Annotated in this window: 22 protein-coding genes and 1 tRNA gene; 17 read left to right on the forward strand and 6 right to left on the reverse strand. The window is 74.3% G+C overall.

The window, feature by feature from the left end:
• Window positions 1–78 precede the first annotated feature (78 nt).
• Both D7I43_RS01835 and D7I43_RS01840 read left to right on the forward strand, forming a co-directional pair.
• Entirely contained in the window at window positions 79–1,335 is a 1,257-nt protein-coding gene (locus D7I43_RS01835; RefSeq protein ID WP_120326563.1) for a sensor histidine kinase, read from the forward strand.
• Window positions 1,336–1,343: 8 nt separating this feature from the next.
• Window positions 1,344–1,991 carry a response regulator gene (locus D7I43_RS01840; protein WP_204985138.1) on the forward strand — a complete coding sequence of 216 codons (648 nt, stop codon included), beginning with the start codon at window positions 1,344–1,346 and terminating at the stop codon, window positions 1,989–1,991.
• Here the strand turns inward: D7I43_RS01840 and D7I43_RS33170 are convergent, their stop codons facing one another.
• Window positions 1,992–2,720 carry a DUF2510 domain-containing protein gene (locus tag D7I43_RS33170; protein ID WP_158610063.1) on the reverse strand — a complete coding sequence of 243 codons (729 nt, stop codon included), beginning with the start codon at window positions 2,718–2,720 and terminating at the stop codon, window positions 1,992–1,994.
• A 124-nt stretch (window positions 2,721–2,844) separates the two neighbouring features.
• On the opposite strand from D7I43_RS33170, the gene D7I43_RS01850 reads away from it, so the two are divergent.
• On the forward strand, window positions 2,845–3,186 hold the full coding sequence (locus D7I43_RS01850; RefSeq protein WP_120326566.1) for an ArsR/SmtB family transcription factor: 342 nt from the start codon (window positions 2,845–2,847) through the stop codon (window positions 3,184–3,186).
• A 62-nt stretch (window positions 3,187–3,248) separates the two neighbouring features.
• Here D7I43_RS01850 and D7I43_RS01855 read toward each other — a convergent pair whose 3' ends face one another.
• Window positions 3,249–3,629: a VOC family protein gene (locus D7I43_RS01855; RefSeq protein ID WP_120326567.1), complete on the reverse strand. Its 381-nt coding sequence runs from the start codon at window positions 3,627–3,629 to the stop codon at window positions 3,249–3,251.
• 159 nt (window positions 3,630–3,788) lie between these two features.
• On the opposite strand from D7I43_RS01855, the gene D7I43_RS01860 reads away from it, so the two are divergent.
• Both D7I43_RS01860 and D7I43_RS01865 read left to right on the forward strand, forming a co-directional pair.
• Complete coding sequence (locus D7I43_RS01860) at window positions 3,789–4,007, forward strand: hypothetical protein (protein ID WP_120326568.1); 219 nt, start codon at window positions 3,789–3,791, stop codon at window positions 4,005–4,007.
• A gap of 173 nt (window positions 4,008–4,180) precedes the next feature.
• Entirely contained in the window at window positions 4,181–5,566 is a 1,386-nt protein-coding gene (locus D7I43_RS01865) for a DEAD/DEAH box helicase (protein WP_120326569.1), read from the forward strand.
• A 135-nt stretch (window positions 5,567–5,701) separates the two neighbouring features.
• On the opposite strand, the gene D7I43_RS01870 is transcribed toward D7I43_RS01865, so the two are convergent.
• A complete protein-coding gene (locus tag D7I43_RS01870) occupies window positions 5,702–5,968 on the reverse strand; it encodes a helix-turn-helix domain-containing protein (RefSeq protein ID WP_120326570.1) in 267 nt (88 codons plus the stop codon).
• Between the two features lie 75 nt (window positions 5,969–6,043).
• On the opposite strand from D7I43_RS01870, the gene map reads away from it, so the two are divergent.
• Both map and D7I43_RS01880 read left to right on the forward strand, forming a co-directional pair.
• On the forward strand, window positions 6,044–6,862 hold the full coding sequence (map, locus tag D7I43_RS01875; RefSeq protein WP_120326571.1) for a type I methionyl aminopeptidase: 819 nt from the start codon (window positions 6,044–6,046) through the stop codon (window positions 6,860–6,862).
• Window positions 6,863–6,947: 85 nt separating this feature from the next.
• On the forward strand, window positions 6,948–7,892 hold the full coding sequence (locus tag D7I43_RS01880) for an acyltransferase domain-containing protein (protein WP_120326572.1): 945 nt from the start codon (window positions 6,948–6,950) through the stop codon (window positions 7,890–7,892).
• A 49-nt stretch (window positions 7,893–7,941) separates the two neighbouring features.
• Here the strand turns inward: D7I43_RS01880 and D7I43_RS01885 are convergent, their stop codons facing one another.
• Entirely contained in the window at window positions 7,942–9,615 is a 1,674-nt protein-coding gene (locus tag D7I43_RS01885) for a Na+/H+ antiporter (RefSeq protein ID WP_120326573.1), read from the reverse strand.
• A gap of 265 nt (window positions 9,616–9,880) precedes the next feature.
• On the opposite strand from D7I43_RS01885, the gene D7I43_RS01890 reads away from it, so the two are divergent.
• From D7I43_RS01890 to D7I43_RS01915, 6 genes are all read left to right on the forward strand, one after another.
• Entirely contained in the window at window positions 9,881–10,231 is a 351-nt protein-coding gene (locus tag D7I43_RS01890) for a hypothetical protein (protein WP_120326574.1), read from the forward strand.
• Entirely contained in the window at window positions 10,228–10,440 is a 213-nt protein-coding gene (locus tag D7I43_RS01895) for a MerR family DNA-binding transcriptional regulator (RefSeq protein WP_240032745.1), read from the forward strand. Before D7I43_RS01890 ends, D7I43_RS01895 begins: the two co-directional genes overlap by 4 nt.
• The gene (locus D7I43_RS01900) at window positions 10,437–10,772 is read left to right on the forward strand and encodes a YnfA family protein (protein WP_120326575.1); all 336 of its coding nucleotides are present in this window, start codon (window positions 10,437–10,439) and stop codon (window positions 10,770–10,772) included. The genes D7I43_RS01895 and D7I43_RS01900 overlap by 4 nt, the downstream gene beginning before the upstream one ends.
• Window positions 10,773–10,873: 101 nt before the next feature.
• A complete protein-coding gene (locus D7I43_RS01905; protein ID WP_120326576.1) occupies window positions 10,874–11,203 on the forward strand; it encodes an ArsR/SmtB family transcription factor in 330 nt (109 codons plus the stop codon).
• A complete protein-coding gene (locus tag D7I43_RS01910; RefSeq protein ID WP_120326577.1) occupies window positions 11,203–11,970 on the forward strand; it encodes a cation efflux transmembrane domain-containing protein in 768 nt (255 codons plus the stop codon). Before D7I43_RS01905 ends, D7I43_RS01910 begins: the two co-directional genes overlap by 1 nt.
• A 73-nt stretch (window positions 11,971–12,043) precedes the next feature.
• On the forward strand, window positions 12,044–13,891 hold the full coding sequence (locus D7I43_RS01915; RefSeq protein ID WP_120326578.1) for a glycoside hydrolase family 15 protein: 1,848 nt from the start codon (window positions 12,044–12,046) through the stop codon (window positions 13,889–13,891).
• A gap of 145 nt (window positions 13,892–14,036) precedes the next feature.
• On the opposite strand, the gene D7I43_RS01920 is transcribed toward D7I43_RS01915, so the two are convergent.
• A complete protein-coding gene (locus D7I43_RS01920) occupies window positions 14,037–14,768 on the reverse strand; it encodes a dienelactone hydrolase family protein (protein WP_120326579.1) in 732 nt (243 codons plus the stop codon).
• A 359-nt stretch (window positions 14,769–15,127) separates the two neighbouring features.
• Window positions 15,128–15,214: transfer RNA gene (locus D7I43_RS01925), tRNA-Leu, on the reverse strand.
• A gap of 221 nt (window positions 15,215–15,435) precedes the next feature.
• On the opposite strand from D7I43_RS01925, the gene D7I43_RS34000 reads away from it, so the two are divergent.
• The 4 genes from D7I43_RS34000 (at window position 15,436) to D7I43_RS01950 (ending at window position 23,896) form a co-directional block, all read left to right on the forward strand.
• Window positions 15,436–18,780 carry a fibronectin type III domain-containing protein gene (locus D7I43_RS34000; RefSeq protein ID WP_275670798.1) on the forward strand — a complete coding sequence of 1,115 codons (3,345 nt, stop codon included), beginning with the start codon at window positions 15,436–15,438 and terminating at the stop codon, window positions 18,778–18,780.
• Window positions 18,781–18,932: 152 nt separating this feature from the next.
• Window positions 18,933–21,563, forward strand: a complete 2,631-nt coding sequence (locus tag D7I43_RS01940; protein ID WP_396845204.1) for a fibronectin type III domain-containing protein — start codon at window positions 18,933–18,935, stop codon at window positions 21,561–21,563.
• A 27-nt stretch (window positions 21,564–21,590) separates the two neighbouring features.
• A complete protein-coding gene (locus D7I43_RS01945) occupies window positions 21,591–22,586 on the forward strand; it encodes an AAA family ATPase (protein WP_120326580.1) in 996 nt (331 codons plus the stop codon).
• 14 nt (window positions 22,587–22,600) lie between these two features.
• Window positions 22,601–23,896 carry a DUF58 domain-containing protein gene (locus D7I43_RS01950; RefSeq protein WP_120326709.1) on the forward strand — a complete coding sequence of 432 codons (1,296 nt, stop codon included), beginning with the start codon at window positions 22,601–22,603 and terminating at the stop codon, window positions 23,894–23,896.
• Window position 23,897: the final 1 nt, after the last annotated feature.

Genomic DNA, 23,897 nt, shown 5'->3' on the forward strand with positions numbered 1-23,897 from the left:
CGCACTGGCCCGTACGCGAGATCGGGGGTAGCGCTGGCGCTACCGTCGAGGAGCCGGGCACGCCCTACGCTGGGTGGAGTGAGCCCCCACGCCGACGCCTGGTCCGCCGTACGCGGCAGGCCGTGGCGTTTCCTGGTCTCGGCCTGGCCGTGGCGGTCCCTCGCCTACCTCGCCTCGACGGTGCCGATCGGGATCGGCGTACTGCTGGTGCTCGCGACGGTCGTCGGCCTCGGGCTCCTGACCGCCGTGATCGTCGTCGGGCTCCTGTTGCTGGCCGGCGTCCCCCTGGTGGCGACCGTCATCGCGGAGATCGAGCGCGCCCGGCTCCGGCTGGTGCTTCCGCAGCCGTCCGGCGGCGAGCACCCGACGCTGCGCGAGCGGCTGCGCACCTGGCGCACCGTCCCGGTCTCGTGGTCGGAGATCGGCTACGCCACCCTCCTCGCGACGGTCGGTTGGGTCGTCGACGCCGTCGTCCTGACCCTGGCCGTCACCACCCCGGTCGTGCTGATCCTCGCGCCGGCCCTGGTCCGGTACGACGCGGTGGACATCTTCGGGTGGCGGATCGACACGGTCGCCGAGGCCTGGCCCGCCGTGGCGGTCGGCGTCCTGGTCCTCGCCGTCGTCGCCTATCTGCTGACCGCTCTCGCCAGCGCCCAGGCCGCGCTCACCCGGCTCCTGCTCGATCCGCCGGAGGCACGGCTGGTCGCCGCGGTCACCGAGCTGCGCCGCTCCCGCGTCGGGCTCGTCGACGCCTTCGAGGCGGAGCGCCGCCGCATCGAGCGCGACCTGCACGACGGCGCGCAGCAACGCCTCGTCGCCCTCACCATGACACTCGGGCAGGCCGAGCTCGAACTGGACGACGGCCCCGCGCTCGACCTGGTCACCAGGGCCCACGCCCTCGCCGAGGAGGCGCTGGAGGACCTGCGGGCCACGGTGCGCGGCATCCATCCCCAGGTGCTCACCGACCACGGCCTGGCCGCCGCGATCCACGAACTGGCCGACCGCTCCCCGGTCCCGGTCGACACCGACCTCCACCTGGCCGGAAGACTCCCCGCACGGGTGGAGACCGCCGCGTACTTCCTCGTCAGCGAGGCCCTGACCAACGTCGCCCGCCACTCGGGCGCCCGTGACGCCCAGGTGCACGCCTGGATGGCCGACGGCACCCTGACCGTGACCGTCGTCGACGACGGCCGCGGCGGCGCCGACCCCGCCCGAGGGTCCGGGCTCGCCGGACTCGCGGCGCGCATCGACGCCATCGACGGCACCCTCGACATCACCAGCCCGCCCGGGGGCCCGACCCACGTGAGAATGACATGCCCGATCGGCCCGACGTGACCAAGCCGTTGAGAATCGTGATCGCCGAGGACGCGGCCCTGCTGCGGGAGGGGCTCGTCGGGATCCTGGAGCGGGCCGGCCACCAGGTCGTGGCCGCGGTCGCGGACGCCGACGCACTGCTCGTCTACACCGCGAACCAGCGGCCCGACGTCGTCGTCACCGACATCCGCATGCCGCCGACCCACACCGACGAGGGGCTGCGCGCCGCCGTCGCCATCCGCGCCCGGTACCCCGACATCGCCATCGTCCTGCTGTCCGCGTACGTCGCCGAGGCGTACGTCACCGACCTGCTCGCCTCCACCACGGGCGGCGGCATCGGCTACCTCCTCAAGGACCGGGTCAGTCACGTCCGGGAGTTCCTCGACAACCTCGACCGCGTGACCGCGGGTGGCACGGTCGTCGATCCCGACGTCGTACGCCACCTCGTCACCCGACGCCGCAACGACGGCCCGTTGGCCACGCTCACCCCACGCGAGCGCGAGGTCCTCGCGTTGATGGCCGAGGGGTACACCAACCCCACCATCGCCGAGCACCTCGTGGTCAGCGAGGCGGCCGTACGCAAACACGTCGGCAACATCTTCGCCAAGCTCGATCTCGACCCCGACTCCGACCGCCGCGTCTCGGCCGTGCTCACCTACCTGCGGGGCGCGTCGTGATCAGCGAGGTCGCCGCCGCCGCTTGTGCGTGAGCGGGCAGGCCACCACCAGCAGCGCGTGCGCCGCCAGCACGGTGAAGTAACCGGCGGCCGACCGCAGCGCGACGGTGCCGTTGCCGGGCGAGGCGACCATCGCCCCGAACAGCGCCGCGACCGCCAGCACGAAGACCGGCACCGTCCACCACGGCTCACGGGACCGGTAGCGGGGCACCAGCGCCACCAGCAGCGCCGTGCCGACGACGGCGGCCCACACCACGAGCGCGATCAGCGCGCCGAGGCCCTTCGAGTACGCCCGTCCCCAGCCGCCCATCTTCGTGTCGTACGCGGCGAGCCAGACGCCCAGATCGGGATAGCGCACCGGCGCGTAGGTGAAGTCCCGGGGGAAGCCGTCGACCCCCGCGTACGGCAGCACGAGGAAGCCGAGCACCAGGAGCACCGCCACGCCGCCGAGCGCCAGACACCGTACGACCAGCGACCCGACCGGAACCCTCGCCGGCGGCTGCCCCGGCGCGGGAGCCGGCGCGACGGACACCTGCGGCGGCGGGCCCGGCGGAACGGGCGGCGTGACGGGGTGATCGGGCAGCGGGTCGACCTGCGGCTGCTGCCGGACGTCGATCACGTGCGCCGTCCACCGGCCGCCGTCGAACCAGCGCAACGGCTGCCGCCCCGAGGGATCCGGATACCAGCCGGGCCCCGGCCCACCCGTCGTACCAACCCCGCCACCGCGCACCGGGAAACCGTGCCACGAGAGCCTCCTGGTGCGGAAGGGGGCTTTACCGCCCAGATCGTGGATCGCGGGGCCGGCCGGTGGGACAGGGTGCGACGATGAGGGCGTGGGACCTGCCAAGACTGCCATGCCTGCCATCTCGCCGCTCGCCGGCGAGCCGATCAAGAGTGCGGACGCCCAGCGGCTCGCGGGAGTGCTGAAGGCGTTCGCCGACCCGGCCCGGCTGCGACTGCTCAGCCTGATCCAGTCCGCTCCGGAGGGCGAGGCGACCGTGAGTGACCTCACGGCGCCGCTGGGCCTCTCCCAGCCGACCGTGAGCCACCACCTTCGGATCCTCACCGAGGCCGGTCTGCTCGAACGCGAGAAGCGTGGCGTGTGGGCGTACTACCGTCTGGTGCCGTCCGCGATCGCGGCGATCGCGGACCTGTTGACGCCGCCCCGCAAGCGGGCGACCAAGAAGGCCCGCTGAGGCGGCGCTGGTCCCGTCGCCACACGCTGGTCCCGTCGCCGCAGGTGGGGCGGCACCGGGGATCAGCCTTCGCGGGGCTGGGTCACGCCGAGGATGTTGCCTTCGCTGTCCTTGAACCAGGCGCCGCGCATCGTCGGGAACTCCGCGACGCCGTCGACCGTCCGGAGACCGGGGAGGTCGTACTCCTCGAACGTCACACCGCGCCCCCGAAGGTCCGCCATCTCGGCGTCGAGGTCGGCGACCAGCCAGGCCGCCAACGTGTGGGGCGCCTGCCCGGCGTTGGAGGTGGGGTAGATGAAGAACCGCGTTCCACCGGACTCGAAGTGGACGGCGTCCTCGGCCTCCCCGGAGACGGTCAGGCCCAGGGTGTCGCGGTAGAAGCGCTTGGCCCGTTCCATGTCGCTCGCGGGAAGGGCGGCCTGCACCGGGGCATCTCTCAACATGACGGTTCACCTCCTGCCACAGCGTAGGCGGCAGCAGGCCGACAATCTTTCGCTTTGCCCCACTTTGCCCCCGTCGGTGGCCGCCCTCCGGCCTCCCGCCGACGGTTGTCAAGATCGTTAACATTCCCTCCCCCGGTCCCGGTGCTATACGGTCGGGAGGTGAAGACCGAGAGTCACTGGTGGAACGGCAACCGCACCCCACGAGGGCGTCGCGACGTGTACATCCGCACCGACGGCGAGTCGTGGGAGGTCGAGGCCCGGGCCGGCGGCGAGGCCGGCCGGTCGAAGATCTACCAGTGCCCGGGCCGGCAGTCGGCGGAGATCCTGGCCCAGGCATGGATGGACGGACAGAGCCGGTGGCAGGTCGTGGCGCCCTGATCGGCCGACGCTCGTCTCCGCGCAGGTGACCTGGCAGGCACCGGGCAGCGGGTGCGGGTAGACTGGCAGCACGGCCCGCGCAGCATGCCGGCCGGTTCCGATGCCCCACGCCACGCGCCGCGGCCGAAACGGTCAGCGCCGGGCGGGACATCCCATCGACGTTCGGAGCCTTCATGGCGGTAAGCCGCCCACGCCAGACCACCTCGTCCCACTCCCTCACCTTCGCCGACCTCGGCGTGCCCGACGCGCTCACCCGCGTGCTGGCCGCGACCGGGGTGGAGCGGCCGTTCCCGATCCAGGCCGCGACACTGCCCGACGCCCTCGCCGGGCGGGACGTGCTCGGCCGAGGCCGCACCGGTTCGGGCAAGACGTACGCCTTCGCGCTGGCGGTGCTGACCCGCCTGGCCGCCACGGCCACGCCACGGCGGGCCGGACGCCCCCGGGCGCTGATCCTCGCGCCCACCCGTGAACTGGCCACGCAGATCGACAGCGTGATGGCGCCGCTGGCGCAGGCGCTGTCGCTCCGCACCATGACCGTCTTCGGCGGCGTCGCCGCCCGACCCCAGATCGCCGGGCTGCGCGCCGGGGTCGACGTCCTGGTGGCCTGCCCGGGCCGGCTCGCCGACCACGTCGACGCCGGCCACGCGCACCTGGACGCCGTCGAGATCACCGTGCTCGACGAGGCCGACCACATGGCCGACCTCGGCTTCCTGCCCACCGTGCGGCGGCTGCTGGAACGGACCCCGCGCGGTGGGCAGCGTCTGCTGTTCTCCGCCACCCTGGACGCCGGTGTCGACGTCCTCGTGCGGCGGTTCCTCACCGATCCGGTCGTGCACAGCGTCGACTCGACGCTGTCGCCGGTCGCCGCGATGACGCACCACGTCCTGCACGTCCACGCCGACGACCGGTTCGCCGTGCTGGTCGAGCTGACCGCCGCGCCGGGCCGCACCGTGGTCTTCACGCGTACGAAGCGGGGCGCGAAGACGCTCACCCGCCGGCTGGTCACGGCCGGCGTGACCGCCGTCGAGCTGCACGGCAACCTGGCCCAGGGCGCACGCACCCGGAACCTGCAGGCGTTCTCCGATGGCACGGCGCACACGCTGGTCGCCACCGACATCGCCGCCCGGGGCATCCACATCGACGACGTGACCCTCGTCGTGCACGCCGACCCGCCCGAGGAGCACAAGGCCTACCTGCACCGCTCCGGCCGTACCGCCCGGGCCGGCGCGGCCGGGACCGTCGTCACGCTCATGACCGACCGGCAGGTGCCCGAGGTGCGGGAACTCACCCGCAAGGCCGGCATCACGGCGACCACGACGCGGCTGCGCCCGGGTGACGCGCTGCTGCGCGAACTCGCCCCGGGTGAACGGACGCTGGTCCCCCAGCCCGTACCGCCGGCCGCCCGGCCGCGGCACGAGGCGCAAACCGCCCACGACGGCCGGAGCCGGCGCGGCGGCAAACCGGCGCCGACCACCTCGACGCGATCCGCGCCGACGCGATCCGGTGCGGCGGCCTTCTCCGCCCGGGCCCGGCCGGCCGCGCGCCGCGGTGGGCGCTGACCCCGGCCCGCCCGTCGATCACCGCGGTCGGGCCCGCCGCCTCAGCGGCTCATGAGGTACGCCACCACGAGGGCCGCGACCAGCGCGAGCCCGGCCAGCGGCCGCGACGGCCCATCGGAACCGGGTGGCTGATCCTCAGGACGCCTGCCGGACGGGCATGTCGGCCAGCCAGACGTTCGCCAGGTCGCTGAGGGGGACGTCGAGGGCCTGGCTGAGGCAGACCACGGTGCCGAACGCCGGCGCGGGAAGGCGACCCGCCTCGATCTTGCGTAGCGTCTCCGGGGAGATGCCGGCCGCCAGCGCCACCTCGACGAGGCTGCGCCCGGCGCGCGCGGCCCGGAGGGCGGCTCCGAGGCGCTGGCCCGCTGCGATCTGTTCGGCGGTCAGTGGTTGGCGAACCATGCCAGCAGGATATCCCTCGAAGCCTCCCGACCGGGGCGTGGTATAAAAATACCGGTTCCGGAGAGGGAGGCTGTCGTGATCGAGCTGAAGTCCGCCGAGGAGATCGGCCGGATGGCGGTGACCGGCCAGTTCGTCGGCGAACTGCTCGCCGAGCTGAGCGACGTCGCCGCGGTCGGCGTCAACCTGATGGACCTCGAACACCACGCCCGCCGCCGGATCGCCGAACGCGGCGCCGAATCCTGCTACTGGGACTACGCCCCGTCGTTCGGGCGCGGCCCGTTCCGCAACGTGCTGTGCCTGTCGGTGAACGACGCGGTGCTGCACGGCCTGCCGCACGACTACGTTCTGCGCGACGGTGACCTGCTCAGCATCGACATGGCGGTCGGCATCGACGGCTGGGTGGCCGACTCCGCGGTCTCCGTCGTCGTCGGCACCCCCGACCCGGCCGACCTGAGGCTGATCGAGGCCACCGAGGTCGCACTGGAGGCCGCCATCACCGCCGCCCAGCCCGGCGGCCGCCTCGGCGACATCTCCGCCGCGATCAGCGAGGTCGCCCACTCCTACGGCTACGGCGTCAACGCCGAGTTCGGCGGCCACGGCATCGGCCGGACCATGCACGAGGCCCCGCACGTCTCCAACAAGGGCCGCGCCCGCCGCGGCATGAAGCTCGAACCCGGCCTCACCATCGCCATCGAGCCCTGGTTCTGCCGCACCACCGACAGGATCACGTTCGACGCCGACGGCTGGACGATCCGCTCCGCCGACGGCTCCCGCACCGCCCACTCGGAACACACCGTCGCCATCACGGCTTCCGGCCCCCAGGTGCTGACCCGCCGTCCCACCCCCGGCGCCACCTCGACCCGCCCCACCGGGCGGCCCGCCGCAGCCTCCTGATCCACCGCCCGCTCCCGAGGCGAGGGCATTGCGGGGACGCTCCGACGCCTGTCGCGGCGATCCCGCGGTGGGTAGGGTCGTCCGCGTGGATCTGGACGACATCGCCGCCCGGCTCGGCGTACCCGTCGAGGAGGTCGACCGCGTACACCGGCTCGCCGGCGACCGGCCCGCGGCACCGCTGCCCGCCAAGGCCGACGCGCCCGCTCTCCTCGACCGGCTCGCGGTACGGCCGGACGACGCCGCCGAGATCATGGCGGGCTGGCCCGACGCCGACTCTCCGCTGTGGACTCCGGAGCTGCGCTGGCTGCTCGACCGCTCGACCGCCCTGGTCCGCGCCGACCTCGGCGGCTACGCCTGGCTGCCGCCGGGTCCGGCGCTTCCGCGCGACCGGGGCCCCGCCTGGCGGCACCTCTACGTGTACGCGTACCTGGCCCTGGTCGACGTCGTCAGGGAGTACCACCGTGACCACGGCATCCCCGATGCCGTGTCGTGGGCGACCCTCGCGGACCTTGGCCGCAACCTCGCCATCGACCGGCGGATGCACCGCGAGGGCTGGCCGGTCATGCAGAGCTGGCTGACCCTGCACGCGCGCGGCGGCGTCTACGAACTGGGCCGGCTGCAGCACCAGCGCGGCGACACCACCATCGACCTGCACGTCCCGGAGTCGGGGCCGCTGACCCCGGAGGCGATCGCGGCGTCGCTCGACGAGGCCCGCGCGTTCTTCCCGCGCCACTTCCCCGACGAGCAGTACACGGCGTTCGCCTGCGGCTCGTGGCTGCTCGACCCGCAGCTTCAGGAGTACCTGCCGGAGGACTCCAACATCGTCCGGTTCCAGCGCATGTTCGAGCTGGAGCCCTACGAGGAGCCGGAAGGGCTGGACGCCGACATCGAGGTGCTGCGGTTCGTGTTCCGCACCCTGAGCACGCCGCTCGACCAGTTGCCGCGCCGCACCGTGCTCCAACGCGCGGTCGTCGACCACCTGAAGTCCGGCCGTCACTGGCGCTGGCGCCGCGGCCGATTCCCGATCTAGCCAGGTCCGGCCCGCGGGCAGGCACATGTTTCGCGGCCCGCGGGCGCTCCTACGGCTTCCGGGCCGGCAGGCGCAGCTCCTCGTGGTCCAGCTCGCGCTCCAGGACGCGCAGCCCCTCGTCCGGCAGTCGACCGGCGTCCCGCCACCGCAGCAACTCCTCGCGCTGGGCGTCGATCACGGCCCGGCGGATGCGCAACGCCGCCTCGTACCGCGGTGAGTCCGGCAGCCGCGACGAGTCGGTCGCCTGGAGTTGGTCGAGGCGGCCACGGTAGCGGGTCAGCCGGCTGTGCAGTTGCGTACGCATCGCCTCGACGGCGTCGATGTGCTCCGGTTCCTCGGCGGCGACCTCCGCGAGCCGGGCCAGGGCGGCCTCGACGGATGCCGACCGCGCTTCGTTGCGGACACGCGCCTGGTCCGCCTCGTCGGCCCGCAGACCCAACGCCCGCACCAACGGCGCGAAGGTGAGCCCCTGACCGACCAGCGTCACGAGCACGACGACGAACGCGCAGAACAACAGCAGATCCCGGTCCGGGAAGGGTTCTCCGCTGTCGGTCACCAGCGGCAGGGTGAAGATCGCGGCGAGGCTGATGACGCCGCGGGTGCCAGACCAGCTGAGCGCGACGACCTCGCGACCGGTCAGCCGGCGGGCGTTGCGAGCCTCCCGCGCGGCCCGGCGGGCGGAGCCGGGGGTGTCGTCGTCGTAGTCGGAGGCGCCGCCGAGTCGGGTGTGCATCCAGCGCGGCAGCGACTGGTTCAGGATCAGCCACAACGGGCGCAGGAGCAGCACCACGCCGACCGAGACCGCCACCGCGACGACGATCGTGGAGGTGTCGTACTGCCGCAGCCCGCGCACGACGTTGGGGAACTGCTGGCCGATCAGGAGGAACACGAACCCTTCGAGAAGGAAGTCGACCAGCCGCCACACGGCGCTGGTCTGGAGCCGGCTCGCTCCGGAGGCGAGGCGGGGCGTGTGGTGCCCGACGATCAGCCCCGCGACCACCACCGCGAGGACCCCGGAGACGTGCAGCTCCTCGCCGAGCAGGAAGGCCACGAACGGGGTGGCCAGCGAGATCGCGTTGGACAGCAGCGGATCCCTGGTCAACGGCCGCGCCAGACGCACGGCCCACGCGACCGCGGCCCCCACCACGAGGCCGCCGGCCGCCGCGAGGACGAACTGCCCGGCGGCCGCGGCGAAGGAGAACGTGCCGCTGACGGCCGCGGTCACCGCCACGCTGAGAATCGTCAACGCGGTGGCGTCGTTGAGCAGCCCCTCGCCCTGGATGATGGTGACCAGCTTCGGTGGGAGGTTCACCCGCCGGCCCACCGCGAGCGCCGCCACCGGGTCGGGAGGCGCGACGGCCGCGCCGACCGCCACACCCGCGGCCAGGGTCGCCCCGGCGACGAACAGGTGGAACCCCCACCCGATGGCCAACGCGGTGACGAGCACCAGGACCACGGAGAGACTGACGACGATTCGCATGTTCTTGCGGATCGCGAGCAGTGACGAGTCGAGCGCCGCGCTGTAGAGCAGCGGTGGCAGGACGACGGTCAGCACGATGTGCGGGTCCAGCGTGATGTTCGGTCCCGGCAGGAGCGCGTAGAGGATGCCGATCAGCGTCAGGAGCGCCGCCGAGGGCAGGCCGGTGCGCGAGGCCAGCCACCGCGCGGCGACGACGACCGCGACGGCCGCCAGGACGAACCACAGCAGGGCCTCGGGACTCACGTACGCACTCCCCCTCACGCCCACCAGCCCCGCGACCGGCGACCGTCCGTCACTGGTGAGGCTCAGGGCGGACACCTCCGGCCGCCTCGGCAGAGGGCGCCATCACCACCGCCCTCGACCTGCGAGCCCGAACCCACGCTAGAGGACGGCCGTCGACCCCGGACCGAATGGTCCCGGCAATCGTGACGAGATCGGCGGGCACGTCGTTTCCGCACCTCGACCGGGGCTTGCATCCGGTACCGGGGTACGGGCTTACCGTCGGAGCATGAGCGACCGCCATCTCGACGACTCCTGGGTGCCGGATGCGTGCACCCTTCCGACGGCCGAACGGCCACTGCGACTCGCCGAGTTCGACCAGCTCTTCCGGGACGCGGTCCGGGGTGTCGACCGCCCGACGCCGCAGCACCTGCGGCTGCGGCTCGCCGCGGACGCGCAGGTCGAGGAGACGACGCGGGACCTCATCGCCCGGGAGTCGTCGTGCTGCTCGTTCTTCGCCTTCGAGATCTCCCGCTCCGGCCCGGACGCGCTGGTGCTGGACGTCCGGGTACCGGCGGCCCACGTCGACGTGCTCGACGGCCTCGCCGGTCGCGCCGCCTGCGCGGCAGGCTCCCGGTGAGCGGATCGGGGCTGCGCAGCGGCCAGCTCGCCGACGCGGCCGGGGTCAACCTCCAGACGGTGCGCTACTACGAGCGCCGGGGGCTGCTCCCGTCCCCGCAGCGGTCGCCGGGCGGGCACCGGCTCTACCCGGCCGACACGGGCACCTGCTCCCGCGGGCACAGTGACCAAGAGGGCCGCGAGGTGGTGACGCTACGGTCTGACGCATGACGGTTGTCCGCTCGATCCTGCTGTTCGTGCTCGCCGCGCTCGCCGAGATCGGCGGGGCCTGGCTGGTGTGGCAGGGCTGGCGGGAACACCGGGGGCTGCTGTGGATCGCGGCCGGCGTCATCGCGCTCGGGTTCTACGGCTTCGTCGCCACCTTCCAACCCGATCCGAACTTCGGCCGCGTCCTCGCCGCCTACGGCGGCATCTTCGTCGCCGGCTCCCTCGCCTGGGGCATGGTCGTCGACAGGTTCCGCCCCGACCGCTACGACGTCATCGGCGCCGCCATCTGCCTCGTGGGCGTCGCCGTCATCATGTACGCCCCGCGAGCCGACTGATCACCGGCTCCCGCCGACGGCCCGGGACGGAGCCCACGGGGGCACCGACGGCGGTGCGACCGTCGAACCCTTTGATACAGCGTCTGGTGTACTATCAGCGCGTGGAGACGTCGACCTACGGGCAGGTGCTGGCCCGCTTCGGTCATGCCCTCTCGGATCCGACCCGCGCACGGCTGCTGCTGGCCCTGCGCGACGCCCCGGGATACCCGGCGGAACTGGCCGACCTGCTCGGCACCACCCGGCAGAACCTGTCGAACCACCTGTCGTGCCTGCGCGGCTGCGGTCTCGTGGTCGCCGTGCCGCAGGGCCGCCGCACCCGCTACGAGCTGGCCGACCCCCGCCTGGCCCACGCCCTGGCGGACCTGCTCGGCCTCGTGCTGGCGGTCGACCCGGCAGCCTGCCCGGATTCCGGCGAGAAGGGCTGCTGCTGATGAACCTGCCCCTGGTCGACCTGGCACCGGCGGGGCCGACGCCGGCGCGCCGTCGGGTGCTCGCCCGCCGGGTGCGGCTCCTGGTCGCCGCCACGATCACCTACAACGTCGTCGAGGCCGTCGTGGCGATCACCGCCGGATCGATCGCGTCGTCGACCGCGCTGATCGGCTTCGGGCTGGACTCGGTGATCGAAGTGTCCTCGGCCGCCGCGGTGGCGTGGCAGTTCGCCGGCCGCGACCCGGAGGCGCGGGAGAAGGTGGCGCTGCGGATCATCGCGGTCTCGTTCTTCGCCCTCGCCGCCTACGTGACCGTCGAGTCGGTGCGGGCGCTGGTCGGCGGCGCCGAGGCCGAGCACTCCAGCATCGGCCTGGTGCTGGCCGCGCTGTCGCTGGCGATCATGCCGGTGCTGTCGTACGCCCAGCGCCGCGCCGGCCGCGAACTCGGCTCGCGCTCGGCGGTCGCGGACTCCAAGCAGACCCTGCTGTGCACGTACCTGTCGGCGGTCCTGCTCGTGGGCCTGGGCCTGAACAGCCTGTTCGGGTGGTCCTGGGCAGACCCGGTCGCCGCGCTGGTCATCGCGGCGGTGGCGGTCAAGGAGGGCCGCGAGGCGTGGCGCGGCGACGCCTGCTGCGCGGTGGCCGCTCCCCTCGCCGGCACCGGCGCGGGTGGCGACGGCTGCGGATGCCAACCGGGCTGCTCCTGCTGCGCCGGTGCGGGCCGGGGCCCGGCGGCAGGCGCAGGACGCGGGGCGCGGGAGGGTGGCTGACCGCGAATCGAGCGAAACTCGACATTCCCTCCCTTAGGTTACTGCCCAGGGGCAGTCGAGACCGGGAGGCGACGTGGAGAGCTATCCGGCGATCGAGGATCACGGGCTCATCGGTGACCTGCAGACCGCCGCGCTGGTGACGTGCGACGGGACGATCGACTGGTTCTGCGCGCCGCGCTTCGACTCTCCGAGCATCTTCGCCGCCCTGCTGGACCGCGAGCGCGGCGGCTACTTCCGCATCGCCCCGCACGACGTCCGGTACGTCACCAAGCAGCTCTACCTGCCCGGCACCCCGATCCTGATCACCCGGTTCATCAGCGCGGACGGCGTCGCCGAGGTGATGGACTTCATGCCGGTCACCGGCGAGCGCGCCACCGACTCGCACCGCCTCGTCCGCGTGGTCAACATGGTGCGGGGCACCATGCGCTTCCGCGTGGAGTGCCGACCCCGGTTCGACTACGCCCGGGAGAACCACGCACTGGAGCGCCACCGCAACGGTTACCTGTTCCGCAGCCCGTCGGCGACGCTCACCTTCAACCCCGTCGACCCCGTGCGGCAGTTGTGGGCCCAAACCGGAGAGGTCCGCATGGAGGACGGCGACCTCATCGCGTACGGCACGCTCAACGAGGGTGACACCGGCGGGGTGGTCCTGGAGACGGGCGGCACCGAACCGCGGTTCATCCCGGCGGAAGAGGTCCAGGGCATGTTCGAGTGGACCCGGGACTACTGGCGGCGCTGGGTCGAACGCTCCCGCTACACCGGGCGGTGGCGGGAGATGGTCGAGCGCTCGGCGATCACGCTGAAGCTCATGACGTACGCGCCGACCGGCGCCATGATCGCGGCCCCGACCACCGCGCTGCCCGAACTGGTGGGCGGCACCCGCAACTGGGACTACCGCTACACCTGGGTCCGCGACACCTCGTTCTCGGTGCACGCGCTGCTCGGTCTCGGCTTCACCGAGGAGGTCAGCCGGTACATGAACTGGCTCGACGAGCGGATCCGCGAGGCTGGCGACCACCAGGACCCGCTGAGGATCATGTACCGGGTGGACGGCTCCTCGGAGCTGCACGAGGAGGTGCTCGACCACCTCGAGGGCTACCGCGGCTCCCGCCCGGTGCGGATCGGCAACGGCGCGGCCGACCAGCTCCAGCTCGACATCCACGGCGAGGCGCTGTACGCCATGCATCTGGCCGACGAGCAGGGCATCCGCGTCTCGCACCAGGTGTGGAAGAGCACCGTCCGCCTCGTCGACTGGCTCTGTCACCACTGGGACCAGGCGGACGCCGGCATCTGGGAGAGCCGCCACCACCCCCGCAACTACACCTTCGGCCGGGTGATGTCGTGGGTCGCGCTGGACCGGGCCATCCGCCTCGCCACCCGCACCGGCCGCCCCGGTGACGTCGCCTGCTGGACCGAGCAACGCAACCGGATCTACAACCAGGTCATGGCCCGCGGATACCACCGGGGACGCGGCTGCTTCGTGCAGGCGTACGACGAGAACATGCTGGACGCGGCGCTGCTCACCATGCCGGCGGTCGGTTTCGTGACGCCGAGCGACCCCCTCTGGCAGTCCACCTTGAACGCGATCGAGCGCGAGCTGGTGTCCGACAGCCTGGTCCACCGGTACGACCCGGTCCACTCCCCCGACGGCCTCCCCGGGCACGAAGGCACCTTCAACATGTGCACGTTCTGGTACGTCGAGGCGCTGGCCCGCTCCGGTCGCCTGGACGACGCCCGGCTCACCCTGGAGAAGATGTTCACCTTCAGCAACCACCTCGGCCTGTACGCCGAGGAGATCGCCGCGACCGGTGAGCAGATCGGCAACTACCCGCAGGCGTTCAGCCACCTCTCCCTGATCAACTCGGCGCTGGCGCTGAACGACCTGCTCGACGTCGAGGCCAACGCCCGGCGCCGCCAGTAGGGCGACCCCAGCCCAGGTGGACCACCTGTGGCTGGGGCCGCCCGCCGGTCGCCGCGGGTGGGGTCGCCGGGGTGGGGTCGCCGGCTGCCGTCGACGAGCGGGATCCGGACCGACGGCTCCTACCGCCTGCCGCCCGGGCCCGGCCTCACCTCAGGTGCCGGGCGAAGAACCGGCTCCCGTCGTCCCCCTCGAACCCGGGTACGCCGGTGTGCCCGCCCATGTTGGCGTGCAGCGTCTTCTCCCGGGACCCGAAGGCGTCGAACAGGTCCAGGGCCATCTGCCGGTCGTTCCCTTCGTCGTCCCACTGGAGCAGGACCAGCAGCGGGATGGTGACCTGCCGGGCCTCCTCGAACATGCTGCGGGGCACGTAACTCCCGGCGAACAGCACGGCGGCCGAGATGCGCGGCTCGACCACGGCCAGCCGCACGCCGATGGCGATCACCCCTCCCGCGTACCCGACCGGGCCGCCGATCCCGGGCAGCGCGAGGAGGGCGTCCAGGGCGGCCCGCCACTCCGGGACCGCCTTCTCGACCAGCGGGAGGACGAGCCGGTCGACGATCTCCCCGTCGACCGGCGCACCGGCCGCGAGCGCCCGCTGCAGGTCGGCGCGGGCCTCGTCGACGGCGGCGAGACGGGGCCGGTCGCCGCTCCCGGGAAGCTCGATGGTGGCGGCGGCGAAGCCCTCCGCCACGGTGTGCCGGGCCCGGGCCACCAGTCGTGGGTACATCCTGTGCAGTCCGCCGGGGTGGCCGAGCAGGATCAGCGGGGCCGGCGCGGACGCGGATCCGGGCGTCCACAGGATGCCGGGGACCTCGCCGAGGGTGAATCCGCGCTCGACGACACCGTCGTCGAGGCGCTGTTCGGACGTGAATCGCATGGTCGTGCCTTTCGGAAGCGCGGAAAACGGCGCTCCCGGACGACCTATCGCCCGACCGTGACCCCCGAGGGGAGCACCCACGTCGATACTGCGTTCACGGGTACCACCTCCTCGTTCTCCGGCACGGCCTACCGGAAGCTAGCAGTGGTGGCCGTGGCCGCCAACGGGTTTACGGAGGCATGTGCCTGAAGCGCTCGATACCCGGCACAGGGCAGGTGGGGTGGCGGCGGCCGGGCCGCGAAGTGGCCCACGACGCCAGGGGGCTGAGCTGCTGGAGGACCGCAGACGACCCCGGGCCGTGCCCGAGACGGAGCGGGAGAACATCCGCTCGGGCGACCCCAAGCGGATCATGTATCAGATGGTGTCCGAGGGGGGACTTGAACCCCCACGCCCTATACGGGCACTAGCACCTCAAGCTAGCGCGTCTGCCATTCCGCCACCCGGACTTGCCTGTCCAGCCTACCGCGCCAGCCCAGGTGTTCTCGACACCCGAGGACCGGCCCGGCGGGCCGCACGGGGAGTTACTGTACACGGCCCGGATGGATCATGCACATCGCCGTCCCCCGGGGTCGCTGGAGGCGATCTTCACCCTGGTCAGGCGCCTCCCAGAGGCAGCCGCGGCGGGTCCGGGTAGCGTCCGGGGGCGATCTACCGGCAGCATGACCATGTGTCCCATCCCTCCCCACTGGCCGCCGTTCAGCACGCGGCGCTCTCCCTGCGTACCGCGGGTGATCTGACCGCCGCCCGTCAGCTGCTGACCGAGGCCGTCGAATCCGTCCACCCGCCGTACGGGAGAGATCACCCGGAGGTGCTCAACACCGCGCACCTGCTGGCCCGGCTGCACCGGGAGGCCGACGACCCGCTCGCCGCCCGGCGGGTGCTCGAGGAGGCGTACGCCGCCGCGGAGCGGAGCTGGGATCCCAGCGACCCGCTGATGCTGGCCCTCAGCTACGAGCTCGCGGGGGTCGCCGAGGAGCTGGGCAACCGGCACGAGGCCCGCCGCAACTACAGCCGCATCGCCACCGCCGGGCCCGCCGTGCTCGGCGAGGACCACCCGGCGGTACGCGCCGCGCGCCGCTACCTGGGCCAGCCGGCCGACTCCACGCCGCCCGCCCCGCACGCCGCCGCACCGGCGGACGCCGGCACGATGGCCGCCCTGGCCGGGCCGACGATGGCGTTCTCGGCGCTGCCGCCGGCCCGACCCGCCCCGGCGTCCGCCGGCGGACAGCCGCCCGTCGCGCACCCGCCCGGGGCCGTGCCGCCCCCGCCACCGGCCCCCGCCGCGTCCGGCGCTCCCGTGCCGCCTCCGCCCGCGTCGCCCTGGGCTCCGCAGCCGACCGCGGCTCCCGCCACGCCGCCGTCGGGTGGCGTCCCGGCGCCGCCGCCAGCTCCCCCGGTCGCCCCGACTCCCCCGGGCACGCCGGCCGCGAACCCCGTGCCACCGCCCCCGTCGCCCTGGGCGCCACGGCCGGGCGGCTCCCCCGCCGCTCCGGCGGCACGACCCGGTTCCACCGCCGCCCCGGTGCCGCCACCGCCGCAGTCGCCCTGGGCACCACCCACCGCGCCGGCGGGGTCACCGCCGCGGGTTCCACCTCCTCCCCCGGGCGCGCCCGCGATGTCGCAGGTCGCGCCACCCGTACCGCCGGCGCCGCCCGCGCCTCCCCACCAGGGCCCGGTCGCCCCGCAGGCCACCCCGGCCGTCCAGCCCACGGCCCCGGGGGTACGTGTCGCGCCGCCACCGCCGGCTCCCGCAGCACTGGTCTCCGGCCCGACGGCACCCGTGCCGCCGCCGGTACCTCCCGCCGTGGCGCCACCGCCTCCGGCCTCCGGGCCACCGGCGCGCTCCGTACCCGCGCCGCCGGCGCCATCCGGCACGCCACTGGCGGCTCCACCGGCTCCGGCCTCCGGACCGCCGGTCCCGCCCGTGCCGACGCCACCGGCCGGTAACCTGCCGCCGCCGGTGGCGCCCTCGCCGGCTCCCGCCCCGGGCATGGTTCCGCAGCAGGCACCCACCCGGGCGCCGGGAGGCGACGATCGTCCGCCGTCCACGCCGCCGGAGATGGCGACGCAGCCGACTCCGGTCAGCCCGGCCACCCCACCGGTCAGCCACGCCACCCCACCGGCCGCGCCGGGGTGGGACCGGCCGACGATCCAGGTTCGGCAGATCGAGCCGCTGCTGGCGGACGAGATCGCACGCGCCCGGACCGGCCAGCGCCAACGGGACCAGGAGCCCGGGCCGGGCGGTCCCGGCACGTCCGGCCCGGCCGCCGGCCCGCAGGTCAATCCGACCCCGCAGGTCGGCCCGGCCCCGCAGGTCGGCCCGGCGCCGGTGTCGGCTCCGGCCACCGCGCCCACGGCCGACCACGCCGCCGGCGGCATCCTCCGGCGCCCTGCGGAGGCGGCTCCGCCGGTCCAGCCCGTGAGCCCACCAGCCGCGCCGAGCGGCCCAGCCTCGTCGATGCCGGCACCACCGCCCGGACACGCGAGCGCACCACCCCCGCCGAACGCCCCGATGCCGGCACCTCCCGGACACGCGAGCGCACCGACCGCGAAGACCGCCGCGATGCCGACGCCTCCTGGACACGTGAGCGCACCACCCCCGCCGAACGCCCCGATGCCCGCACCCTCCGGGCACCCGAGCCCACCGGCACCGGGTGTCCCGGCGGCGGCACCGGCCCGGCCGGCACCGCAGCACGGGCACGTGAGTCCGCCGCCCGCGCCGAACGCCCCGGCGTCCGCCCAGCCGGCACCGCACCAGCAGGCAGCCGGCCTCCGTCCGGCCGGCGCCTCCGGCCACCCGCAGCCGGTGCCGCCGCCGATCCCCCCGCAGGTGCCGCCGCCGGTCGCCGCACCACCGGTCAGCGGACCACCGGTCGGCGGACCACAGGGCTACGCGCCGCCGGTGAGCCCACCGCCCGTCAGCGCACCACCGGGCTACGCACCGCCGGGCTACGCACCGCCGGTCAGCGCACCGCCCGTCAGCGCACCGCCCGGCTACGCGCCGCCGGTCAGCGCGCCACCCACGAGCGCGCCGCCCGGACTCACACCGCCGGTCAGCGGACCGCCCGGCTACACGTCACCCGTCAGCGCGCCGCCCGGGTTCATGCCGCCGGTCAGCGGCGCGCCGGTGAGCGCCCCGCCGGTGCCACCGTGGGGTCTGACGGCACCACCGTGGAGCACCACGGCGCCACCCCAGCCCCTGCCCACCACCGGGGAGTCCGACCCTGAATCCGCGGGGCCGGCGGACATGGCCGAACCGCCGGCCCCGGGAACGACGCCCCACCCGGAGGACAGCCCGGAGCACGGGGATCCCGCCACGCGGGCGCCGGACGGACCGGCGTACCCGGGGCCGGCCGACCCCGCCGACTCCGCCGACCACCGGCCGGAGGCGCCGGGCGCCGTGCCAGGCGCGGCCGACCCGCAGCCCGGGTACGGTCCGACGGCGCAGCCGGCAGCGTCGCAGGCACCGACCGGAACGGGAGGCGTGGCGTACGATGCGGCCCGTGTCCCGGGTCACCCGGCGTACCAGGTGTCGGTGCCGCCCGCGTACCCCGTCGACGAGCCGGAGCCGCGCGGCCGCGGGCGGGGCGCGGTGGCCGTCGCGGTGACCGCCGCCATCGTCGCGGTCGCCGCGGCGGCCGGGGTGGGCGCGCTGGTGCTGGGACGGGACGCCGAACCGCCGCAGGGCGCGCCGTCACCGACGCCGGCGGCCCCCACCGCGAGCGGGCCGCCCCCCGGTGACCTGCGGCTGCGCGACGACCTGACCACGATCACGCTGACGTGGACGGACCCGTCCGGCGGGGTGGTGCCGTTCATGGTGGCCGGTGGCCGGGCCGGGCAGTCCCTGGGCGTGATGGCCAGTGTGGACCCGGGCAGCACCAGTTACACGGTCAACGGGTTGAACTCCCGGGTGGACTACTGCTTCACCGTGCTCGCCGTCTGGTCGACGGACACGTTCGCCACGTCGGGGCAGGTGTGCACGGAACGCGAGGGGCGTACGCCGTCGAGCTGACCTGGGACGATCCACCCGCACGCTGAGTGTCCACAGGGAGACGGTGCGGGTTCCCGCCGTCGTGACCGGGCCCATATGATGGCACCCGGCTCAGGGGAGGGGTCGCCGGCAGGGGGCGCCACCTGGCACGACGACACGGGAGGCAGCCGGTAGTGGCCACCATCGACGACGCCGTGGACACCGGGTCCGGTCCCGTCCGCCGCCGGTCCCGGCTGCGGGGTGGGATCGTCACCATCGCCACCGTGGCCGCGTTGCTCGCCGCGATGGGGTTGACCGTCCTGGGGCTCGGCGCCGCCGACAACGCGGTCGCGAACTACGACGCGAGTTCCTGGCTGTGGAGCGCGGCGCGCAGCGAGCTGGCCCGGGTCAACGGGGTCACGGCGCGGGTCGACACGCGCACCGAGGTGCCCGCGGCCCGCCGGCACCCGATGCAGGTCACCCAGACCGACCGGCTGCTGCTCCTGCGCGACCTGAACACCGGGCAGGTCAGCTCACTGGACCTGGCCACCCTCCAGATCACGGCCACCACCCGGACGACGCCCGGGCTGGGGGTCAACGTCGCGTTGCACGAGGACGCGGCCTTCGTCGTGGACGCCGTGCAGGGCGTCGTCCGGCAGCTCGACCCGCGGTCGCTCGCACCGGTGGGCGAGCCGATCCGCTACCCCCCGGGCATCACGGGCGGCTCGTTCGACGGTGAGGGTCGCCTGTGGATCGCGGTGCCCAGCGAGGGCACCGTCTCGGCGATCACCGCCGCGCCGCTGCCGGAGACGCCGGCGTCGGCACCCGCCGGGGGCGGGCTCAGCCCGAAGCAGGTCGAGACGTACGACGTGGCCGAACCCGCTCACGAGCTGGTCGTCTCCACCCTGGACGACGGCGTCGCGGTGCTCGACCGCACCGCCGCCGCCCTGGTCACGGTGCAGCGGGGCACGGTGACGCCGACGAAGCTCGCCATGGCCGCGCGGGGCGCGCTGCCGACGCGGACGACCGGGCCGAGGGTGCCGGTGACCGTGCCCGGCGAGCGGCGGGTGCACGTGGTCGGCGCGAAGGGCGGTGAGGTCAGCACGTTCACCGTGCCGGGCAGCGGCGACCAGCTCAGCCCGGCGGTCGCCTGGGCGGACCGGTTCTACTGCGCCGACGAGGCGACCGGCACGATCTACGCGTTCGACGCCACCGGTCAGCTGGTCGACACCATCCGCGGCCGGGCGACCGGCCCGCTGGAGCTGGAGGTGCGGGAGAACCACCTGTTCATCAACGCTCCCGACACGTCGACCGCACGTGTGGTCGACGACAAGCACCAGGTCCGCGAGGTCGACAAGTACGCCAACGACGTCCTCGGCGGCGACCCGCCGCCCGCTCCCCCGCCGCCGCCCCCGCCGAAGAAGCCGAAGGTGGGCAAGCCGGGCGCGCCGCGCGGTGTCACCGCGGCGGCGGGCGACGCGCTGGCCCGGGTGAGCTGGCGCCCGGCGCCGGCCAACGGCGCGGAGATCATCCGGTACGTGGTGGAGGGCGCCGGCCAGCGGCACGAGGTGGGCGCCAACCAGCGGTCCGTGGAGATCAAGGGCCTGACCAACGGCGAGACGTACCGGTTCGAGGTGCACGCCGTCAACGCCAAGGGCGCCGGCCCGTCCCGGACCAGCAACCCGGTCACGCCGACGGCCGCGGTCCCGGACCCGCCGGCGAGCGTGACCGCCGAGGAGCGGCCGGACGGCACCGTCCTGGTCCGCTGGCCGGAGGCGAACGGGCAGGGCAACACGATCGCGAGGTACGCGGTCACGGCGTCCTCCGCGGGCGCCAACGCCCCGGTCGGCGAGTCGACGAAGACGGAGCTGGTGGTGCCGGCGGGCGAGTTGGAGTACGGCACGCAGTACGCGTTCACCGTGGTCTCGGTCAACGACAAGGGCGCGGCCTCGGCGGCGTCGCCGGTCAGCAACACCGTGGTGCCGTACGCGGCGCCGGGGCGTCCGGCGGACCTGCGGGCGAGCACGGTGCCCGACCAGCCCGGCACCGTCTCGGTGCAGTGGGCGCCGGCCGAGCCCAACGGCCGTCCCGTGACGAGGTACGTGGTGGACGTGGCCGGGCGCACCAGCGAGGTGACCGACACCCGGGCGACGGTGAGCGGGCTGGGCAACGGCCAGAACGTCACCGTGAAGGTGAAGGCGGTCAACGAGGCCGGGCCGGGTGCCGAGGCGACCGCCACCGCGCGGACGGTCGCCGAGCCGCGGGTCACGGTGACCGGCTCGTCGGCGACGGCCACCTCGGCGACGGTGTCGTTCACCGTGGACGCCGGCGGCGGCAAGGCCACCTGCACGCTGAGCACGCCCGGTGAGCCGGCGAAGTCGGGCGGCTGCTCCAGCATCACGATGAGCGGCCTGACGCCCGGCACGAAGTACACGTTCACCGTGACGGCCAGCAACGCGGCCGGCTCGGGCACGGCCACCCGGGCGCAGAGCACCGACGCGATGTACGGGATCGCCACCTGCAACAACGGCCCCGACGGCGACCAACGCACCTACTGCGACAAGGACCGGGACGGCCGCAACGGCAACGAGATCTTCAAGGTCACCCGGCAGGACAACGACCAGCAGGTCGGGTGGGCGGAGCCGGGCACCCGGCTGAAGGCGTACTGCAAGAAGCGGGGCGACAACGTCGACGCGTGGATCTACAACAACCAGAAGCAGAGCACCTGGTGGGTGCAGGTCGAGTACGAGGGGAAGAACTACATCCCCTGGGCCTGGCTCAACCTGGAGGGCGGCGACGACATCAACGTCCTGCCCACCTGCTGACCCGCCCAGGCAAGGAGCACCACGCACGTGAACACCCGTGAGCCGCTCACCCAGCCGGAGGTGCAGGGCTTCGCCGCCCTCGCCGCCCGGCTCGCCGAGAACGTCAACGCGGTCGTGCTGGGCAAACCGCAGGTGGTCCGGCTGGCGCTCACCGCCCTGTTCGCCCAGGGGCACGTGCTGCTGGAGGACGTGCCGGGGGTGGGTAAGACCACGCTGGCCCGGGCGATCGCCGCCACGGTGAAGGGCCAGTGGCGGCGGATCCAGTTCACGCCGGACCTGCTCCCCTCGGACGTGTCCGGGGTGACCATCTTCAACCAGGCCACGCGCGGCTTCGAGTTCCACCCCGGCCCGGTGTTCGCCAACATCGTCATCGCCGACGAGATCAACCGCGCCTCGCCGAAGACGCAGTCGGCGCTGCTGGAGGTCATGGAGGAGCGCACGGTCACCGTGGACGGTGTGCGGCACCCGGTGCCGCAGCCGTTCCTCGTGGTGGCCACCCAGAACCCGGTGGAGATGGACGGCACCTACCGGCTGCCGGAGGCGCAGCTCGACCGGTTCCTGGTGAAGCTCTCCGTCGGCTACCCGGACGAGGCGGTCGAGGTGGAGGTGCTGCGCGGGGCGACCGTCCGCTCGCCGGAGGCGCTGTCGGCGGTGACCGACACGGCCACCGTCGGGGAGATGGTCCGCATGGCCCGCCGGGTCCACATCGCCGAGCCGCTCTACGCGTACGCGGTGCGGCTCGCCGCGGCCACCCGCAACCACCCGCAGGTCCGCGTCGGTGTGAGCCCGCGTGGCGTGATCGCGCTGACCCGCGCGGCGTGCGCGTACGCGCTGATCGACGGCCGGGGCTGGATCATGCCGGAGGATCTGAAGGCCCTCGCCGAGCCGGTGTTCGCCCACCGGCTGCTGCTCACCCCGGACGCCCAGGTGCGGGGCGTGACCGCGGCCGAGGTGCTGCGGGAGGCGGTCGCCTCGGTGCCGGTGCCGCTCCCCTCGGGCCAGCCGGCCCCGGTGCAGGGGTGACCGGCCGCACCGGAATGGGGATCACCGCCCGGGGCGTCGGGCTGCTCGTCGCCGCCGTCGTGCTGGTCGGCACCGGCGTCCGCTTCGCGTACCCGGAGCTGACGCTGCTGGGCGTGGCGGCCGGCACGGCGGTCGGCTACGCCGCCCTGGTCGCGGCGTGGCGGCCCCGCCTCACGGTCACCCGCCTCGCCGACCCGGACCGGGTGGCGCGCGGTGAGCCGGCCAGCATGACGCTGACCGTCCGCAACACCGGGCGGCTGCGGGCGGCGAACCTGCTCGCCGAGGACCGCTGCGGCGATCAGGCCGTGCCCGTGCCGCTGCTGCGGCTGCGACCGGGCCGGGACACCACCGTCCGGTACGACGTGCCGACCGTCCGCCGCGGCGTGGTGCGGGTCGGTCCGCTGCGGGTGACCCGCCGCGACCCGCTGGGGCTGGTGGCGTTGGCCCGCGCGTACGGGCCGACGGTGCCGGTCTGGGTGCACCCGCGCGTGCATCCGCTCGCCGCGGTGCCGACCGGGGCCGGGCGCAGCCTCGACGGCCGGGTCGACGCCGTGCCGCACGGGTCGATCACGTTCGACTCGTTGCGGGAGTACGTCGTGGGCGACGAGCTGCGCCGGGTGCACTGGCGCACCAGCGCCCGCGTGGGCGAACTCATGGTGCGGGAGAACGTGGACACCAGCCTGCCCCGGATCGTGGTGCTGCTGGACAACCGGGCCGCCGCCCACCCCGACGGCAGCGGCGGGACGTCCCCGTCGTTCGAGGCCGCGTGCGAGGCTGCCGCCAGCGTCGTGACCGCGGCCCACCGGGCGGACCTGCCCGTCACCCTCCTGCTCGTGGCGCCCTCGGCCGGGGCGACCGACCGGCCGCCGCCCGAGGTCACCGGTCCCGAGGTCGGCGAGGAAGTTCGCGCGGGCCGGCTCGCCCGCCGGTGGTCGGGGTGGCGTGCCGGCCGCCGCCGGGAGACGGGCGGCGCGTCCGCCGATGACTCCCCCGCCGGGCCGCTGGACCGGCTCGCGGAGGCCCAACTCGTCGCGGCCCGCTCGGCCGCCGACCCGGGCGACCCGCTGCGCGCGACCGCGACCCGGCTGCGCCGGGACCGGTTCGGCGACACGCTGGTCTTCCTCACCGGTCCGGGCGGCCGGGGCGACCTCGGGCACGTCGGGGCGCTGCGCGGCACGTACCCCTCGGTGGTGGTCGCGGTGTTCGGCGCGGCCGAGCCGACGCCGCCCGGCGCGGCCGGCCTGGTGGTCATCGACGCGGCCGACGGGGCCGGGTTCGCCGCCGAGTGGGACGGGGTCAGGCGGTGGTGAC

The sequence above is a fragment of the Micromonospora globbae genome (assembly GCF_003610785.1).
Classification (GTDB): Bacteria; Actinomycetota; Actinomycetes; order Mycobacteriales; family Micromonosporaceae; genus Micromonospora; species Micromonospora globbae.

Excerpts from the sequence above, each read along its gene's own strand:
- D7I43_RS01900 (WP_120326575.1), top strand. The coding sequence starts at position 10,437 with ATGACGGTTGTCCGCTCGATCCTGCTGTTCGTGCTCGCCGCGCTCGCC.
- D7I43_RS01950 (WP_120326709.1), top strand. The coding sequence starts at position 22,601 with ATGGGGATCACCGCCCGGGGCGTCGGGCTGCTCGTCGCCGCCGTCGTG.
- D7I43_RS01850 (WP_120326566.1), top strand. The coding sequence starts at position 2,845 with ATGCCTGCCATCTCGCCGCTCGCCGGCGAGCCGATCAAGAGTGCGGAC.
- D7I43_RS01870 (WP_120326570.1), bottom strand. The coding sequence starts at position 5,968 with ATGGTTCGCCAACCACTGACCGCCGAACAGATCGCAGCGGGCCAGCGC.
- D7I43_RS01920 (WP_120326579.1), bottom strand. The coding sequence starts at position 14,768 with ATGCGATTCACGTCCGAACAGCGCCTCGACGACGGTGTCGTCGAGCGC.
- D7I43_RS01910 (WP_120326577.1), top strand. The coding sequence starts at position 11,203 with ATGAACCTGCCCCTGGTCGACCTGGCACCGGCGGGGCCGACGCCGGCG.
- D7I43_RS01865 (WP_120326569.1), top strand. The coding sequence starts at position 4,181 with ATGGCGGTAAGCCGCCCACGCCAGACCACCTCGTCCCACTCCCTCACC.
- D7I43_RS01855 (WP_120326567.1), bottom strand. The coding sequence starts at position 3,629 with ATGTTGAGAGATGCCCCGGTGCAGGCCGCCCTTCCCGCGAGCGACATG.
- D7I43_RS01890 (WP_120326574.1), top strand. The coding sequence starts at position 9,881 with ATGAGCGACCGCCATCTCGACGACTCCTGGGTGCCGGATGCGTGCACC.